The 16,182-nt window shown below is 55.7% G+C and carries 16 protein-coding genes; 12 read left to right on the top strand and 4 right to left on the bottom strand.

Annotation, left to right across the window (positions count from 1 at the left end; all coding sequences use genetic code 11):
* Positions 1-3: 3 nt before the first annotated feature.
* Positions 4-774, bottom strand: coding sequence for an amidohydrolase (locus K7B04_RS00290; RefSeq protein ID WP_163449463.1), 771 nt, complete (start codon positions 772-774; stop codon positions 4-6).
* A gap of 130 nt (positions 775-904) precedes the next feature.
* Complete coding sequence (fadE, locus tag K7B04_RS00285; RefSeq protein WP_167576666.1) at positions 905-3,349, bottom strand: acyl-CoA dehydrogenase FadE; 2,445 nt, start codon at positions 3,347-3,349, stop codon at positions 905-907.
* A gap of 238 nt (positions 3,350-3,587) precedes the next feature.
* Between fadE and lpcA the strand changes: the two genes are divergently transcribed.
* Positions 3,588-4,169 (top strand): D-sedoheptulose 7-phosphate isomerase, encoded by a 582-nt coding sequence (lpcA, locus tag K7B04_RS00280; RefSeq protein WP_065357896.1) that lies wholly within the window; start codon positions 3,588-3,590, stop codon positions 4,167-4,169.
* Between the two features lie 41 nt (positions 4,170-4,210).
* Positions 4,211-4,978 (top strand): class II glutamine amidotransferase, encoded by a 768-nt coding sequence (locus tag K7B04_RS00275; protein WP_064547651.1) that lies wholly within the window; start codon positions 4,211-4,213, stop codon positions 4,976-4,978.
* On the opposite strand, the gene dpaA is transcribed toward K7B04_RS00275, so the two are convergent.
* A complete protein-coding gene (gene dpaA / locus K7B04_RS00270) occupies positions 4,949-5,689 on the bottom strand; it encodes a peptidoglycan meso-diaminopimelic acid protein amidase (RefSeq protein ID WP_064547653.1) in 741 nt (246 codons plus the stop codon). The two genes, K7B04_RS00275 and dpaA, sit on opposite strands and share 30 nt — an antisense overlap.
* A 561-nt stretch (positions 5,690-6,250) precedes the next feature.
* Here dpaA and K7B04_RS00265 point away from each other — a divergent pair.
* From K7B04_RS00265 to K7B04_RS00225, 9 genes are all read left to right on the top strand, one after another.
* A complete protein-coding gene (locus tag K7B04_RS00265) occupies positions 6,251-7,594 on the top strand; it encodes a Na(+)-translocating NADH-quinone reductase subunit A (RefSeq protein WP_223803268.1) in 1,344 nt (447 codons plus the stop codon).
* 3 nt (positions 7,595-7,597) lie between these two features.
* Positions 7,598-8,836 (top strand): NADH:ubiquinone reductase (Na(+)-transporting) subunit B, encoded by a 1,239-nt coding sequence (locus K7B04_RS00260; RefSeq protein WP_223804222.1) that lies wholly within the window; start codon positions 7,598-7,600, stop codon positions 8,834-8,836.
* Positions 8,829-9,623: a Na(+)-translocating NADH-quinone reductase subunit C gene (locus tag K7B04_RS00255; RefSeq protein ID WP_223803267.1), complete on the top strand. Its 795-nt coding sequence runs from the start codon at positions 8,829-8,831 to the stop codon at positions 9,621-9,623. Before K7B04_RS00260 ends, K7B04_RS00255 begins: the two co-directional genes overlap by 8 nt.
* Complete coding sequence (locus K7B04_RS00250) at positions 9,616-10,254, top strand: NADH:ubiquinone reductase (Na(+)-transporting) subunit D (RefSeq protein WP_163449467.1); 639 nt, start codon at positions 9,616-9,618, stop codon at positions 10,252-10,254. Before K7B04_RS00255 ends, K7B04_RS00250 begins: the two co-directional genes overlap by 8 nt.
* Before the next feature lie 6 nt (positions 10,255-10,260).
* Positions 10,261-10,857 carry an NADH:ubiquinone reductase (Na(+)-transporting) subunit E gene (gene nqrE, locus K7B04_RS00245; protein ID WP_064547661.1) on the top strand — a complete coding sequence of 199 codons (597 nt, stop codon included), beginning with the start codon at positions 10,261-10,263 and terminating at the stop codon, positions 10,855-10,857.
* Positions 10,858-10,869: 12 nt separating this feature from the next.
* Complete coding sequence (nqrF, locus tag K7B04_RS00240) at positions 10,870-12,093, top strand: NADH:ubiquinone reductase (Na(+)-transporting) subunit F (protein WP_064547662.1); 1,224 nt, start codon at positions 10,870-10,872, stop codon at positions 12,091-12,093.
* A gap of 2 nt (positions 12,094-12,095) precedes the next feature.
* A complete protein-coding gene (gene nqrM / locus K7B04_RS00235; RefSeq protein ID WP_064547684.1) occupies positions 12,096-12,311 on the top strand; it encodes a (Na+)-NQR maturation NqrM in 216 nt (71 codons plus the stop codon).
* Positions 12,312-12,406: 95 nt separating this feature from the next.
* Complete coding sequence (gene dinB / locus K7B04_RS00230; RefSeq protein WP_163449469.1) at positions 12,407-13,462, top strand: DNA polymerase IV; 1,056 nt, start codon at positions 12,407-12,409, stop codon at positions 13,460-13,462.
* Between the two features lie 2 nt (positions 13,463-13,464).
* The gene (locus K7B04_RS00225) at positions 13,465-13,908 is read left to right on the top strand and encodes a GNAT family N-acetyltransferase (protein WP_223803266.1); all 444 of its coding nucleotides are present in this window, start codon (positions 13,465-13,467) and stop codon (positions 13,906-13,908) included.
* A 68-nt stretch (positions 13,909-13,976) separates the two neighbouring features.
* Here K7B04_RS00225 and pepD read toward each other — a convergent pair whose 3' ends face one another.
* The gene (pepD, locus tag K7B04_RS00220; RefSeq protein WP_223803265.1) at positions 13,977-15,434 is read right to left on the bottom strand and encodes a cytosol nonspecific dipeptidase; all 1,458 of its coding nucleotides are present in this window, start codon (positions 15,432-15,434) and stop codon (positions 13,977-13,979) included.
* Between the two features lie 256 nt (positions 15,435-15,690).
* Here pepD and gpt point away from each other — a divergent pair, with 256 nt between their 5' ends.
* Positions 15,691-16,149 carry a xanthine phosphoribosyltransferase gene (gpt, locus tag K7B04_RS00215; protein WP_064547670.1) on the top strand — a complete coding sequence of 153 codons (459 nt, stop codon included), beginning with the start codon at positions 15,691-15,693 and terminating at the stop codon, positions 16,147-16,149.
* Positions 16,150-16,182: the final 33 nt, after the last annotated feature.

Below are 16,182 nucleotides of genomic sequence, written 5' to 3'. Positions count from 1 at the left end.
GAATCAACCTAACGCAAACGGATCGGCATCCTGCCAGGCAGGGAAATTCTCGCGATACTCCTGGAGTTGCGTCAGAGAAAGTTCTCCGTCAATGCGGGTCGCCAGATGGGGTTCGGCGGTAGCCAGAATCTCGCCCTGTGGGGTGATGATGCGGCTATCTCCGCGGTAGTGATGGCCGTTGCCGTCGGTACCAACGCGGTTGCACCCAGCGACGTAAGCCTGATTCTCAATAGCACGTGCCGTCAGCAGTGCCTGCCAGTGCAGTGAACGCGGCGCGGGCCAGTTGGCAACGTACAGCGCCAGGTCGTAGTCATTGCGGTTGCGCGACCACACCGGGAAACGCAGGTCGTAGCACACCAGCGGCAGAATGCGCCAGCCGCGCCACGTCAACACCACGCGCTGGTTACCCGCAATATAGTGGTGATGCTCATCGGCCATACGGAACAGATGGCGTTTGTCGTAGAGGTGGACCTGACCTTCCGGCTCCACGAGCAGGAAACGATTAACCGCACCCAGCGGCGTTTGCAGCGCGGCGCTGCCGGCAACCAGCGCGTTGGTGCGCAGTGCCTGCTCTCGCATCCAGGCGACAACCTCTTCCTCTGCCATCGACTGTTCGGCGGCTTCCATGGCAAATCCGGTCGTAAACATTTCCGGCAGTACAATCACGTCGCGCCCGACAATCTCTTCCATCTGCCGGTCAAAGTGTCGCAGGTTGGCTGGTCCATCCATCCAGACCAGGGGTTGTTGTAAAAGGGTAATCTTCAAGCCAGGCACGTGATGAACTCCTTTATTGCAGGACGTAAATCTAACTGTAACACCTTATCAGGACGCTGCCGCGCTGAGGACAGTCTGGATAAAAAAAAGCGGAGCCAGGCTCCGCTTTGGGGATAACAAATCGAAGAGGTTACGCGGCTTCAACCTTGCGCACGTTGTCCGGCAGCTTTACCGGCTTGGTCGCCAGCTCGTCCGGAGCGAAATCGTCGACGTTGATGCTGCGCAGACGGCTTTCTTCCGCTTTAATCAGAATGGCTGCTTCGGTTTGATCGATAAGCCCTTTTGCCAGCGCGTTACGTGCCAGTTCGTCCAGGCGGGTAAACGGCAGGTTTTTGCCAATTTCTTTACAGATGCGCTGGTGGATAGGGTCCGCTGCCATCACGTCTACCAGCGCTTCTTCCAGCAGGCCCACCGGGTTATGTTCGCTCGGCGTCAGGTACTGGCCACGGCCAATACGGGAGCGAGTGGCGCTCGGCGTTTGCAGAATCTTCGCCACGCTGTGATCCAGCTTATCGGACGGCGCATCGTAATGACGGCCGGTCGGGAAGATGGCGAGGCGCAGGGCACCGGCAACAAAGCGGTTCGGGAAGTTCTTCAACAGATCGTCAATTGCTTGCTCTGCCTGGTGCAGCGCATCCTGCACGCCCCAATGTACCAGCGGTAAATCGGCTTCATGGCGACCTTCATCGTCATAGCGTTTCAGGACGGCAGAAGCGAGATACAGCTGGCTCAGCACATCGCCCAGACGCGCGGAGATACGCTCACGACGCTTCAGGCTACCGCCCAGCACCGCCATGGAAACATCAGACAGCAGGGCCAGGTTGGCGCTCAGACGGTTCAGATGCTGGTAGTAACGCTTCGTCGCATCACGGGTCGGCGTCGAGCTGGTTAAGCCACGAGTGAGACCTAACCAGAAGCTGCGCACTTTGTTGCTACCGACGTGGCCGATGTGTTTAAACAGCAGTTTATCGAAGGCGTTAACGTCTTTATTCTGCGCGGCGGCCATCTCTTCCAGCACGTACGGATGGCAGCGAATGGCGCCCTGGCCGAAGATCATCATGCTACGGGTCAGGATGTTTGCACCTTCCACGGTGATGGCAATTGGCGCGCCCTGGTAAGCACGGGCCAGGAAGTTGCCTTCGCCCAGCATAATGCCTTTGCCCCCGGCGATATCCATGGCGTCAACAATGGACTGCTGGCCGCGATGGGTACAGTGGTACTTGACGATAGCCGACAGGACCGCCGGTTTTTCACCGAGCATAATGCCGTAGGTAATCAGGGTCGCGGCGGCGTCCATCACATAGGCGTTGCCTGCGATACGCGCCAACGGCTCTTCAATGCCTTCCATTTTACCAATGGACACTTTGAACTGACGGCGAATATGCGCGTAGGCACCGGTGGCCAGCGCGACGGATTTCACGCCGCCGGTGGAGTTCGACGGCAAGGTAATGCCGCGGCCTACGGACAGACACTCAACCAGCATACGCCAGCCCTGACCGGCCATTTTTGGCCCGCCGATGATGTAATCGATTGGAACAAAGATGTCCTGACCGCGGGTTGGGCCGTTCTGGAACGGTACGTTCAGCGGGAAGTGACGACGACCAATTTCCACGCCGGGGGTGCTGGTGGGGATCAGCGCACAGGTAATACCTAAGTCTTCCGCGCCGCCCAGCAGTTTATCCGGATCGGAGAGTTTAAACGCCAGCCCCAGTACGGTGGCGATTGGCGCGAGGGTAATGTAGCGTTTGTTCCAGGTCAGGCGCATACCCAGCACCTGTTCACCCTGCCATTCCCCCATGCAGACGACGCCGGTATCCGGAATAGCACCGGCATCAGAACCGGCTTCCGGGCTGGTCAGCGCGAAGCAAGGGATCTCCTGACCACGCGCCAGGCGCGGCAGATAATGATTTTTCTGTTCTTCAGTACCGTAGTGCTGCAACAACTCGCCCGGCCCTAAGGAGTTCGGTACGCCGACGGTAATCGCCAGGATCCCGGAAACACCGGACAGCTTCTGCAATACGCGTGCCTGAGCATAAGCGGAGAATTCCAGGCCGCCGTACTCTTTCTTAATGATCATTGCGAAGAAGCGGTGTTCTTTCAGGTACGCCCACAGCTCCGGCGGCAGATCCGCCATTTCGTGGGTGATCTGGAAATCATTCGCCATGCGGCAGGCTTCTTCCACCGGACCATCGATAAAGGCCTGTTCTTCGGCGGTGAGCTGCGGACGTGGATAGTTGTGCAGCTTTTTCCAGTCCGGATTACCGCGGAACAGATCGCCTTCCCACCAGGTGGTGCCGGCATCGATCGCTTCTTTTTCGGTGCGCGACATCGGCGGCATTACCTTACTGAACATGCGGAATACCGGCGCGGAGATCAGCGCTTTACGCATTGGCGTAAAGTTGAACGGCACCAGAATGATGGCCAGCGGTACCAGCAGCCACAAATTCCACAGGCCAGCAGCGCCGAGCGCCGCGGTCCACGCCAGTAAAATCACGCTACCGAGCGCTAAACTGATGCGGTGATAGAAGAGTGCACCGAGTAAAGCAATGGTTAAAACAATACTCAAAATCATCATAGAGAAATGCCCCTGTCTTGTAGGAGGTCTGACCACTTGTGATGATATGGTTGTAGTTGATGTGATTTTAATTAGCAATGTGTTTACAAAATAATTACAACCTCGCTCACATTGTTGATGCTTTTTAGCGCACCAAAAATTCAAACATCCGCTGAATACATCGGCCCTTGCTTCTCTGTGGTGATGCTATCCGGTACACTAGCGGCGACAATTTTATTAATGCTGAAGGATTATCCTCATGTACCAGGATCTTATTCGTAACGAACTGAATGAAGCGGCCGATACGCTGGCAAACTTTCTGAAAGATGAAGCCAATATCCATGCCATTCAGCGCGCAGCAGTCCTGCTGGCGGATAGCTTTAAGGCCGGTGGTAAAGTGCTTTCCTGCGGTAACGGCGGCTCTCATTGTGATGCGATGCACTTTGCCGAAGAGCTAACCGGTCGCTATCGTGAAAACCGTCCGGGCTACCCGGCGATTGCGATCTCTGACGTCAGCCATCTCTCCTGCGTGAGCAATGATTTCGGCTATGAATATGTTTTCTCTCGTTACGTTGAATCCGTGGGGCGCTCGGGCGACGTGCTGCTGGGTATTTCCACTTCTGGCAACTCAGCTAACGTGATCAAAGCGATTGAAGCGGCACGTGCGCAAGGCATGAAGGTCATCACCCTGACCGGTAAAGACGGCGGTAAAATGGCCGGTTCTGCGGATATTGAAATTCGCGTACCGCACTTTGGTTACGCCGATCGCGTGCAGGAAATTCACATTAAAGTGATTCACATCCTGATCATGCTGATCGAAAAAGAGATGGTTAAGGCATAAGTTTCACGGGGCTTCGGCCCCGTTTGCTGTGGAGGTGTGATATGTGCGAACTGCTCGGGATGAGCGCTAATGTGCCAACCGATATTTGCTTCAGTTTCACCGGGCTGGTACAGCGCGGTGGCGGCACCGGGCCGCATAAAGACGGCTGGGGTATCACCTTTTATGAAGGAAAAGGGTGTCGCACCTTTAAAGATCCACAGCCCAGCTATCAGTCGCCGATTGCCAAACTGGTTCAGGATTATCCTATCAAGTCCTGTTCGGTGATCGCGCATATCCGTCAGGCGAACCGCGGCATGGTGGCGCTGGAAAATACGCATCCATTCACCCGTGAGCTGTGGGGACGCAACTGGACCTACGCCCACAATGGTCAGCTCTCTGGCTATAAAACGCTGGAGACCGGACAATTCCGCCCGGTCGGAGAAACTGACAGCGAAAAGGCATTTTGCTGGCTGCTGCACAAGCTGACCCAACGCTACCCGCGTACGCCCGGAAATATGCAGGCGGTGTTTAAGTATATTGCTTCGCTGGCGGAAGAAATGCGCGCAAAAGGCGTGTTCAATATGCTGCTGTCTGACGGGCGTTACGTCATGGCGTTCTGCTCCACCAACCTGTACTGGATTACCCGTCGGGCGCCGTTTGGCGTGGCGAAGCTGCTGGATCAGGATGTGGAAATTGATTTTCAGCAGGAAACGACCGCCAACGATGTGGTGACTGTGATTGCCACCCAACCGCTGACGGGGAATGAAACCTGGCACAAGATTATGCCAGGCGAATGGCGCTTATTTTGCCTCGGGGAGCGCGTAGTTTGACGCCAGCTGCGGCTGAACCACTTCGTGGCTCAGCGGCTTGCTCACGACATAGCGGCCATCGACGACCGAAACCATCGGCGGTTTGTGCGTCTGCTGGAAGTAGTCGTAGCCCGGCTTAAGCTGCTGCCAGAAATCTTTGTAGTAGGAATATTTATGACGTTCCATGTTGGCATCGGTCATGCGGAACGGATAAATGCTGACCTGGACGCTGGACTGCCCGAAGACCAGCGCGCCGGTCACGAACTGGAAGATTTCATCAATACCCGAGTCGGTCATGGCATAGCAGCCCACCGATACGCAGGCACCGTGAATCATCAGGTATTTTCCTTCATAGCCATGCGCGCGGTCATACGCGTTCGGGAAGCCGATATTAATCGCTTTATAGAAGCGGCTGTCTGGCTTCAACTGGCTGCGTTGTACCGAATAAAACCCTTCCGGGCTTTTGAAATCGCCCTGACGCTGCTTCGGCCCTAAACCGCCGGAGTAGTTACAAATTTTATAGCTATCAAGGAGTTGATAGGTTTCACCCATTTTCACATAGAGGTCGAGCGTGCGCTCTTCCTTGAAAATCTGGATGTAGACTGGGGAGCCCATCAATTGCTGCTTATATTCTTTGCTGACAGGCGTCGTCGGACTGTTGCTGCTCATTAACCCAGCAAACGAAACGCACGGCATTAAAAGCATCGCAATAAATAATGCGATTTTGCGCATACTACTTGTTCCTTGATAAAAAATAACTACACGCCAGGAGAGGCAACAGAGAGAAAAAAGCAGACAAATCTGTTTTTTGTGCGCTCACCTTAGCACCACCGCATTTTTTCGCAAGTGGGGCGTTTGGCGTTTACAATTTCGTGTTGTATTCCCACGATGGGGCGGTGTGTTGTGCTGATCGCCCGCTAAATGGAAGCCTGTAAAAAGAGTGTAGGATAAACCGATGATTCGCCAGATATCTTTGTCCGAATCCGTAGCAGTTTGCGTCTCAGCTCGCAATTTAGTGGCCAGAAAAGCGGAACTACTGCATCAGCGAAGGATAAAATGGTAAACTTTCGTTACGTAATCATTCAGGCTGAAAATGGGTAAAACGGATACTCGCTGGATGATTCAGGTAGTAACTCTCTAAACAGTGTAAGAAAGGATGCTTCAGATTCCCATCATGCCTGGTGATGGAATACGATTGGCCTTCAGGCGAACCTCCTTTCTTTTGTCTCGTTAACCTAAACGCTGGCCTCAGCGCTGAGTTGACGCCGTCGTTAACGGATACCTGCGAACAGTATGATTAAAATAACCAAAGGCCTCGATCTGCCTATAGCTGGATTGCCCGACCAGCAACGTATTGATGACGTTGCCGTGACCCGCGTGGCGGTAAAAGGCGAAGAATATAACGGACTGCGTCCTTCGATGGCGGTAAAAGAGGGCGACAGGGTCGTGAAAGGGCAACTGCTCTTTGAGGACAAGAAGATTCCTGGCGTACGTTTCACTGCCCCCGCTAGCGGTACGGTTAGCGCAATTCACCGTGGCGAACGCCGCGTCCTGCAGTCGGTAGTCATTGACGTCGAAGGTGACGAGTCGTTGAACTTTACGGCCTATCCTGCCGATGAACTGGCAACGCTGCCGCGCGACGTGGTGGTGACGCAGTTAGTGGAATCCGGGCTGTGGACGGCCATGCGCACGCGTCCGTTCAGCAAAACCCCGGCGCCTGGTTCAGTACCGGCGGCGATTTTCGTGACCGCTATGGACACTAACCCGCTGTCCGCCGATCCGCAGCCAATTATTCTCGCCCAGCGCGAGGCGTTTAACGCCGGCCTGACCGTGCTGACGCGTTTGACTGACGGTAAAGTCCACGTCTGTCAGAGCAGCGGCGGCAAACTGGGTGGGCATCCGCAGGGGCAGGTGACGTTCAATCAGTTCACTGGCCCGCATCCGGCAGGGTTAGTCGGTACTCACATTCATTTCCTGGAGCCAGTCAGCTTGCAAAAGCAAGTATGGCATCTGAACTATCAGGACGTGATTGCCTACGGCAAGCTGTTCCTTGACGGTGTCATCTGGACCGAGCGCGTCATCGCCCTTGGCGGCCCGCAGGTTAAGCATCCTCGTCTGTTACGCACCTGCCTGGGGGCCGATCTCAATGCCCTGCTGGCGGGAGAACTGCTTGAGGGTGAAAACCGTATTTTGTCCGGCTCTGTACTTAACGGCAGCCAGGCATCGGGCCCGCATGCGTTTCTTGGCCGCTTCCACCTGCAGGTGAGCGTGCTGAAAGAAGGGCGCGAAAAAGAGCTGCTTGGCTGGGTAACGCCGGGGCGCGACAAGTTTTCGATTACCCGCACCACGCTAGGCCACTTCCTCAAGAAGAAGCTGTTTAATCTCTCGACGGATACCCATGGCGGCGAGCGCGCGATGGTGCCTATCGGCAACTACGAGCGGGTGATGCCGCTGGATATTCTGCCTACTATGTTGCTGCGCGACCTGCTGGCAGGCGATACCGACAGCGCGCAGGCGCTGGGCTGTCTGGAGCTTGATGAAGAAGACCTGGCGCTGTGCACCTACGTCTGCCCGGGCAAATACGAATACGGGCCGGTGTTGCGCCGCGTATTAACGCAAATTGAGCAGGAAGGTTAAGTGATGGGCTTAAAACAGCTACTGGAAAAAGTTGAGCCGCACTTCACGCAGGGCGGCAAGCTGGAAAAATATTACCCGCTGTATGAAGCGACGGCGACGTTGCTCTATACGCCGGGGCATGTCACCAAAGGCGCGGCGCACGTTCGCGACGCCATCGACCTGAAGCGCATGATGATCCTCGTCTGGTTCGCCGTTTTCCCGGCGATGTTCTGGGGGATGTATAACGTCGGGCTGCAAACCATCCCGGCGCTACACAAGCTGTACGGCGCAGAGCAATTGCAGCAGGTGATTGCCAGCAACTGGCACTACAGTGTGGCGCAGGCGCTGGGCGTCAGCTTCGCGCCGGATGCCGGCTGGCTCAGCATGATGATGCTGGGCGCGGTGTTCTTTGTGCCAATTTACGCCACGGTCTTTTTGGTTGGCGGGTTCTGGGAAGTGCTGTTCGCGATTGTGCGCAAGCATGAAGTCAACGAAGGTTTCTTCGTCACCTCAATACTGTTTGCGCTGATTGTTCCGCCGACCATGCCGTTATGGCAGGCGGCGCTCGGCATCTCCTTCGGTGTGGTGATTGCGAAAGAGATCTTTGGCGGCACCGGTCGCAACTTCCTCAACCCGGCGCTGGCCGGGCGTGCATTCCTGTTTTTTGCCTATCCGGCGCAAATCTCCGGCGATCTGGTCTGGACCGCCGCCGATGGATTCTCCGGGGCGACGCCGCTCTCCCAATGGGCGAGCCATGGTGGTGAAGCGCTGGTCAACGTCGTCAGCGGGCAGCCGGTCAGTTGGATGGATGCCTTTATCGGCAACATTCCGGGCTCCATCGGTGAAGTCTCCACGTTGATGATCCTGCTTGGCGGGGCGCTGATTATCTTTGGCCGCGTCGCCTCCTGGCGCATCGTGGCCGGCGTGATGGTCGGCATGATCGTCTGCGCCACGCTGTTTAACCTGATTGGTTCCGAAACCAACCTGATGTTCGCCATGCCGTGGTACTGGCATCTGGTGCTCGGTGGTTTTGCCTTCGGCATGATGTTTATGGCCACTGACCCGGTTTCCGCCTCGTTTACCGATAAAGGCAAATGGTGCTATGGCGCGCTGATTGGCGCAATGTGCGTGCTGATTCGCGTCGTTAACCCAGCTTATCCAGAAGGGATGATGTTGGCCATTCTGTTCGCCAACCTCTTTGCACCACTGTTCGATTACCTGGTGGTGCGGGCCAATATTAAGCGGAGGAAGTCGCGTGGCTGAGAAGAAAAGTAACGATAGCATCGGCAAAACGCTGCTGGTGGTGCTGGTGCTTTGTCTGGTCTGCTCTATTGTGGTTGCCGGTTCTGCCGTAGGCCTCAAGCCGCTTCAGCAGGAGCAGCGGGCGCTGGATAAACAGCGCAATATTCTGGCGGTGGCCGGGCTGATGCACGACAAGATGTCTGCTGACGAGGTGGCTGAGGTGTATGCCAGCCGCGTAACGCCACGGCTGCTGGATCTGAAAAGCGGCACGATGCTTGAGGGCGACCCCGGGAAGTTTAACCAGATCCAGGCGCTGAAGGACCCGCAACAGAGTATCGCGCTGTCTTCCAGCGAAGACCCAGCCGGTATTCGTCGTCGCAGCAACATGGTGGAAATCTACCTCATCAAAGACGAAAAGCAGCAGGTACAGGAGATCGTCCTGCCGATTTATGGCAACGGTCTGTGGTCAATGATGTATGCATTTGTGGCGCTGGACACTGACGGGCGCACCATTAAAGGCATCACTTACTACGATCAGGGAGAAACCCCGGGGCTCGGCGGCGAGGTTGAAAACCCGAACTGGCGTGCGCAGTTTGTCGGTAAACGCGTCGTCAACGATGAAGGTCATCCGGCGCTGAAAGTCATGAAGGGCGCGGCACCACAGGGCGATCTGTACGCGGTGGACGGTCTTTCTGGCGCAACGCTCACGGCCAATGGCGTGCAGCACAGCTTTGATTTCTGGATGGGCGAACTGGGCTTTGGCCCGTTCCTGAAACAGGTGCGTGAAGGAGGGCTGAAACATGGCTGAACAGGGTGAAATGAAAGAGATGAAACGCCTGCTGGTGGGGCCGCTTATCGCCAATAACCCGATCGCGCTCCAAGTGCTCGGCGTCTGCTCGGCATTGGCGGTCACCACCAAGCTGGAAACGGCGTTTGTGATGACCATTGCGGTCACGCTGGTGACGGCGTTTTCCAGCATGTTCATCTCGATGATCCGCCACCATATTCCTAACAGCGTACGTATCATCGTACAGATGGCGATTATTGCCTCACTGGTTATTGTGGTCGATCAGTTACTGCGCGCGTTTGCCTATGAGACCTCAAAACAGCTGTCGGTTTTCGTCGGGCTTATCATCACGAACTGTATCGTGATGGGGCGTGCAGAAGCGTTCGCCATGAAGTCGCCACCGCTGGCGAGCTTTATGGACGGCATCGGCAATGGCTTGGGTTATGGCGCTATTCTGCTCATCGTTGGTTTCCTGCGCGAGCTTATTGGCAGCGGCAAGCTGTTTGGCGTCACGGTGCTGGAGACAGTGCAAAACGGTGGCTGGTATCAGCCAAACGGCCTGTTCCTGCTCGCGCCGAGCGCGTTTTTCATTATCGGTCTGCTGATCTGGGCGCTGCGTAGCTGGAAGCCGGAACAGCAGGAAAAGGAGTAACCGATTATGGCTCACTACATTAGCCTGTTTGTCCGCGCCGTGTTCGTTGAAAACATGGCGCTGGCCTTCTTCCTCGGGATGTGTACCTTCCTTGCGGTCTCGAAGAAGGTCTCCACCGCTTTTGGTCTTGGTGTGGCGGTAACGGTGGTTCTCGGGCTCGCCGTACCGATCAACAACCTGGTCTACAACCTGGTGCTGCGTGACGGCGCGCTGGTTGACGGCGTGGATCTCAGCTTCCTCAACTTCATCACCTTTATCGGGGTGATTGCGGCGCTGGTGCAGATCCTCGAGATGATCCTCGATAAATACTTCCCGTCGCTGTACACCGCGTTAGGTATCTTCCTGCCGCTGATTGCGGTGAACTGCGCCATCTTTGGCGGTGTGTCGTTTATGGTACAGCGTGACTATAACTTCAGTGAATCCATCGTTTACGGTTTTGGATCCGGTATCGGCTGGATGCTGGCAATCGTTGCGATGGCGGGAATTCGCGAAAAGATGAAGTATTCAAACGTGCCTGCGGGACTGCGCGGCTTAGGGATCACCTTTATCACCACCGGGCTGATGGCGTTAGGTTTTATGTCATTCTCCGGTGTGCAGCTATAAGGGCCGTTAATCATGGAAATTATACTTGGCGTAGTGATGTTTACGCTGATTGTGCTGGTGCTATCGCTGCTGATCTTATTTGCCAAATCGAAGCTGGTTAACGCTGGCGATGTGGTGATTGAAATTAACAACGAAGCGGATAAGCAGATTAAAACCCCGGCGGGCGACAAGCTGCTGAATACGCTGTCCAGCAACGGTATTTTTATCTCCTCAGCCTGCGGCGGCGGCGGCTCCTGCGGCCAATGCCGGGTCACGGTGAAAGAGGGCGGTGGTGAAATTCTGCCAACCGAGCTGTCGCACATTACCAAGCGCGAAGCCAAAGAAGGCTGCCGCCTGGCCTGTCAGGTCGCCGTGCGTCAGGACATGAAAATTGAGCTGCCGGACGAAGTCTTTGGCGTGAAAAAGTGGGAATGCGAAGTTATCTCTAACGATAACAAAGCCACCTTTATCAAAGAGCTGAAGCTGGCGATTCCTGCGGGTGAAAGCGTGCCGTTCCGCGCCGGGGGCTATATTCAGATTGAGTGCCCGCCGCATAAAGTCGCGTACGCCGACTTTGACGTGCCGGACGAATACCGTGGCGACTGGGATAAATTCAATCTCTTCCGCTATGTCTCCGACGTGAAAGAACCGACGCTGCGCGCCTATTCAATGGCGAACTACCCGGAAGAAAAGGGCATCATCATGCTCAACGTGCGTATCGCCACGCCGCCGCCGTCCGCGCCGGATGCGCCGCCGGGGATTATGTCCTCGTATATCTGGTCGCTTAAGGCCGGCGACAAGGTGACCATTTCCGGGCCGTTCGGCGAGTTCTTCGCCAAAGACACCGATGCTGAAATGGTGTTTATCGGCGGCGGTGCGGGGATGGCGCCGATGCGTTCGCATATCTTCGATCAGCTTAAGCGCCTGCATAGTCATCGCAAAATCAGCTTCTGGTACGGCGCGCGTTCACTGCGTGAAATGTTCTATGAAGAGGAGTTTGAGCAGCTGGCACGTGATAACCCGAACTTTACCTTCCATATTGCGCTTTCCGACGCGCAGCCGGAAGATAACTGGACGGGCTACACCGGCTTTATTCATAACGTCCTGTATGAGAACTACCTGCGTGACCACCCGGCGCCGGAAGACTGTGAGTTCTATATGTGTGGGCCGCCGATGATGAACGCCGCGGTCATTAAGATGCTCAAAGAGCTAGGCGTGGAGGATGAAAACATCATGCTCGACGACTTTGGAGGCTGATGATGTTAACGGTATTTCTGGCGACGTTCTGCATTTTTGCCCTCGTGATCCTCGGTATGTCGCTGGGGTATCTGGTGAAGCGGAAAAGCCTGCAGGGCAGCTGCGGCGGCATCTCTTCGCTGGGGCTGGAAAAAGTGTGCGACTGCCCGGAACCGTGCGATGCGCGTAAAAAGCGGATGGCCCGCGAGGCGCAGCGCCAACAGAACCGCATCCTGTAGTCCCTTAATCGCCCGGCTCTGCCGGGCGATTTGCAACACTTCTCATTTGCCAAAGTTATGCTGTATACTTATCCAGTGGTAAGTGAGGGCTAACGATGCGCAAAATAATCCATATCGATATGGACTGCTTCTTCGCCGCGGTCGAAATGCGCGACAACCCCGCCCTGCGCGATATTCCTGTCGCCATCGGCGGCAGTCGGGTGCAGCGTGGCGTCATCAGCACGGCGAACTATCCGGCGCGTAAATTTGGCGTACGCAGTGCAATGCCTACCGCTACCGCCCTGAAGCTGTGTCCGCACCTGACGCTTTTGCCGGGGCGCTTTGAAGCCTACCGTGAAGCCTCCCACCACATTCGGGAAATTTTCTCCCGCTACACCTCGCTGATTGAACCGCTCTCGCTGGATGAAGCCTATCTGGACGTCAGCGATAGCGTGCACTGCCACGGCTCGGCCACGCTAATGGCGCAGGAAATTCGCCAGACCATCTTCAACGAGCTGGCGCTGACGGCCTCTGCGGGCGTTGCGCCGGTGAAGTTTCTGGCTAAAATCGCCTCCGATCTTAACAAACCCAACGGCCAGTTCGTTCTTACGCCCGCCGAGGTCCCGGCGTTTCTGCAAACCCTGCCGCTGGCGAAAATTCCCGGCGTGGGCAAAGTCTCAGCGGCTAAGCTGGAAAGTATGGGGCTGCGCACCTGCGAAGATGTGCAGAATAGCGATCTCGCGATGCTGCTCAAGCGCTTTGGTAAATTCGGACGGATCCTCTGGGAGCGTAGTCATGGGATCGACGAACGTGAGATCCACAACGATCGCCAGCGCAAGTCGATCGGCGTGGAGCGTACGCTGGAAGAGGACATTCATGAATGGGTCGACTGCGAAGCCATCGTCGAGCGTCTCTACCCTGAACTCGAACGGCGGTTAGCGAAAGTCCGGCCCGACCTGCGTATTGCCCGTCAGGGAATTAAACTCAAATTCAATGACTTTCAGCAGACCACTCAGGAGCACGTCTGGCCGCAACTCAATAAAGACGATCTGATCGCCACCGCGCACAAAGCCTGGCACGAGCGTAGGTCGGAACGTGGCGTACGGCTGGTTGGTTTACATGTCTCACTGCTGGATCCACAGCTGGAACGCCAGCTTCTGTTAGGGATTTAACGATGCAAATTCGGGCCTATCGCGACGGTGATTTCACAACCTTATGCCAGATTTTTCTGCGTGCGGTACGGGAAACAGCCAGCCAGCACTATGCCCCCGCGCAAATCGACGCCTGGGCTCAGGTGGATGAAGCTCGCTGGCGGCAAAAACTGGCGGCCTCGCGAGTGCTGGTCGCAGAAAAAGAGGGAGAAGTCGTCGGTTTTATTACCGCCGAGGATCGCTATATTGACCTGCTGTTTGTTTCGCCGACGCATTCCCGGCAGGGAGTCGCCAGCGCTTTGTTGGCCGAGTTGTTCGCTTTGATACCAACGGGAACATTAACGGTGGAGGCAAGTATCACTGCCAGGCCGTGTTTTGAGCGTATGGGATTTCAGGTTGTCGCAGAACAGCGGGTAGTGGCGCGTGGGGAGGCGTTTGTGAATTATCGGATGGAGAAACGCCGGTAAAATATCCCGGCGTTGCGTTACATGGCCGGGCTACCTACCAGGTAGACCGGCCAGGCGAAGCGTAGAACTTACTTCACCGGAATCGCTTTCAACAGTTCCGTCAGCAGCTGCCAGTACTGGCCAACGCTTTCGATATGAACCTGTTCATCCGGAGAGTGTGGCCCGGTGATGGTTGGCCCAATGGAGACCATATCCATGTTCGGATACGGTTTCTTGAACAGACCACATTCCAGACCCGCGTGGATAATCTGAATGTTTGGCACCTTGTTGAACAGGCGCTGATAGGTTTCACGCACCAGCTTCATGACCGGAGAGTTCGCGTCCGGCTGCCAGCCTGGGTAGCCGCCTTTCGGTTGGGTTTTGGCACCCGCCAGCGCACCCAGTGATTCCAGCATGCTCACTACGTAATCTTTACCGCTGTCGAGCAGGGAACGGATCAGGCAGTGGATCGTGGCGGTATCTTCCGTCATGGAAACCACGCCCACGTTGAGGGAGGTTTCGACGACACCTTTTGCCACGTCGGAGTTACGAATCACACCGTTCGGCGTTGCGTTCAGCAACTGCGTGAATGCATCGCGAGATGCCGCAGTCAGCGCTTTACCTTCAATGGTCGTGTTTTCCAGTACCAGCGTCAGGTTTTTCTCTTTGGCAGACAGCTCGTTTTGCAGAATGTGCAGATAGGTCTCTACCAGCCCTTTCAGCGCGTCGACTTTGTCTGCCGGAATAGCGATAGCGGCGAAGGCTTCACGTGGGATCGCGTTACGCAGAGTACCGCCGGTGAAGTCAACCAGACGCAGATCCAGTTCCGCCGCGTGGGCTACCAGGAAACGTGCCAGCAGTTTGTTGGCGTTGCCGAGGCCGAGGTGAATATCACCGCCGGAGTGGCCGCCCTTCAGGCCTTTCAGCGTCAGCTTGAAGGTCTGGAAACCAGCCGGAATGGCTTCACGAGTCAGCGGCAGGTTGCTGGTGAAGTCGATACCACCGGCGCAACCCATATAGATTTCACCTTCTTCTTCCGAGTCGGTGTTGATCAGAATGTCGCCCTGCAGCCAGTTCGGTTGCAGACCAAACGCGCCGTCCATACCGGTCTCTTCGGTCATGGTCAGCAGAACTTCCAGCGGGCCGTGTTCAACGGACTCATCAGACAGCACCGCCAGCGCGGAAGCCATACCGATACCGTTATCGGCACCCAGCGTGGTACCACGGGCTTTCACCCATTCACCGTCGATGTACGGTTGAATCGGGTCTTTGGCGAAGTCGTGTACGGTGTCATTGTTTTTCTGCGGCACCATATCGAGGTGAGCCTGCAGCACAACCGGTTTACGGTTTTCCATACCCGGAGTCGCGGCTTTGCGAATCAGAATGTTGCCAACCTGGTCGCGCTCGGCGTGAAGGCCTTTTTCTTTCGCCCAGCCGACGATGTGCGCGGCGAGCTGCTCTTCATGATGAGAAGGGTGCGGAATAGAACAGATTTTGGCAAAAATATCCCATAAAGGTTGCGGGGATAATTGAGACAGTTCAGACACGATGAGTCTCCTTACGGCTTTCTGCAAAAGTCGCTTGCAGGTAAAGGGTTAGCATAGACATATACCACAAGCCTGGCTTGCGCGATGGGGTTGAGAATACCACTTTCTGCCCTTTCCGGTAGAACAAACCACGTAAAAAGAGCCGGGGATTCCGCTTAACACTGGTTTTTAGTGCGTCAGATCTCTATAATCTCGCGCAACCTATTTCCCCCTTGAACACTTTTTAAGCCGTATAACACAGGCTGGGACACTTCACATGAGCGAAAAATACGTCGTCACCTGGGACATGTTGCAGATTCACGCGCGCAAGCTGGCTGCACGCCTGATGCCATCTGAACAGTGGAAAGGCATCATCGCCGTTAGCCGCGGTGGTTTGGTACCGGGCGCACTGCTGGCACGTGAACTGGGCATTCGTCATGTCGACACCGTATGCATCTCCAGCTATGACCACGACAACCAGCGCGAGCTGAAGGTCCTGAAGCGCGCAGAAGGCGATGGCGAAGGCTTTATCGTTATTGACGATCTGGTCGATACCGGCGGTACTGCCGTGGCAATTCGCGAAATGTATCCAAAAGCACATTTCGTCACCATCTTCGCTAAACCGGCTGGCCGCCCGCTGGTTGACGATTATGTTGTAGATATCCCGCAGGATACCTGGATTGAACAGCCGTGGGACATGGGCGTGGTATTTGTACCGCCTATTTCTGGCCGTTAATTCAGTCAATAAATGCGCTTCCAACGCCCGGTC

Origin of the sequence: Kluyvera sp. CRP (assembly GCF_019930565.1) — a bacterium.
In the GTDB taxonomy this organism is placed as follows: domain Bacteria; phylum Pseudomonadota; class Gammaproteobacteria; order Enterobacterales; family Enterobacteriaceae; genus Kluyvera; species Kluyvera georgiana_A.
The sequence above is the reverse complement of the archived record's forward strand: the minus strand, read 5'-3'. Positions and strand labels throughout refer to the sequence as shown.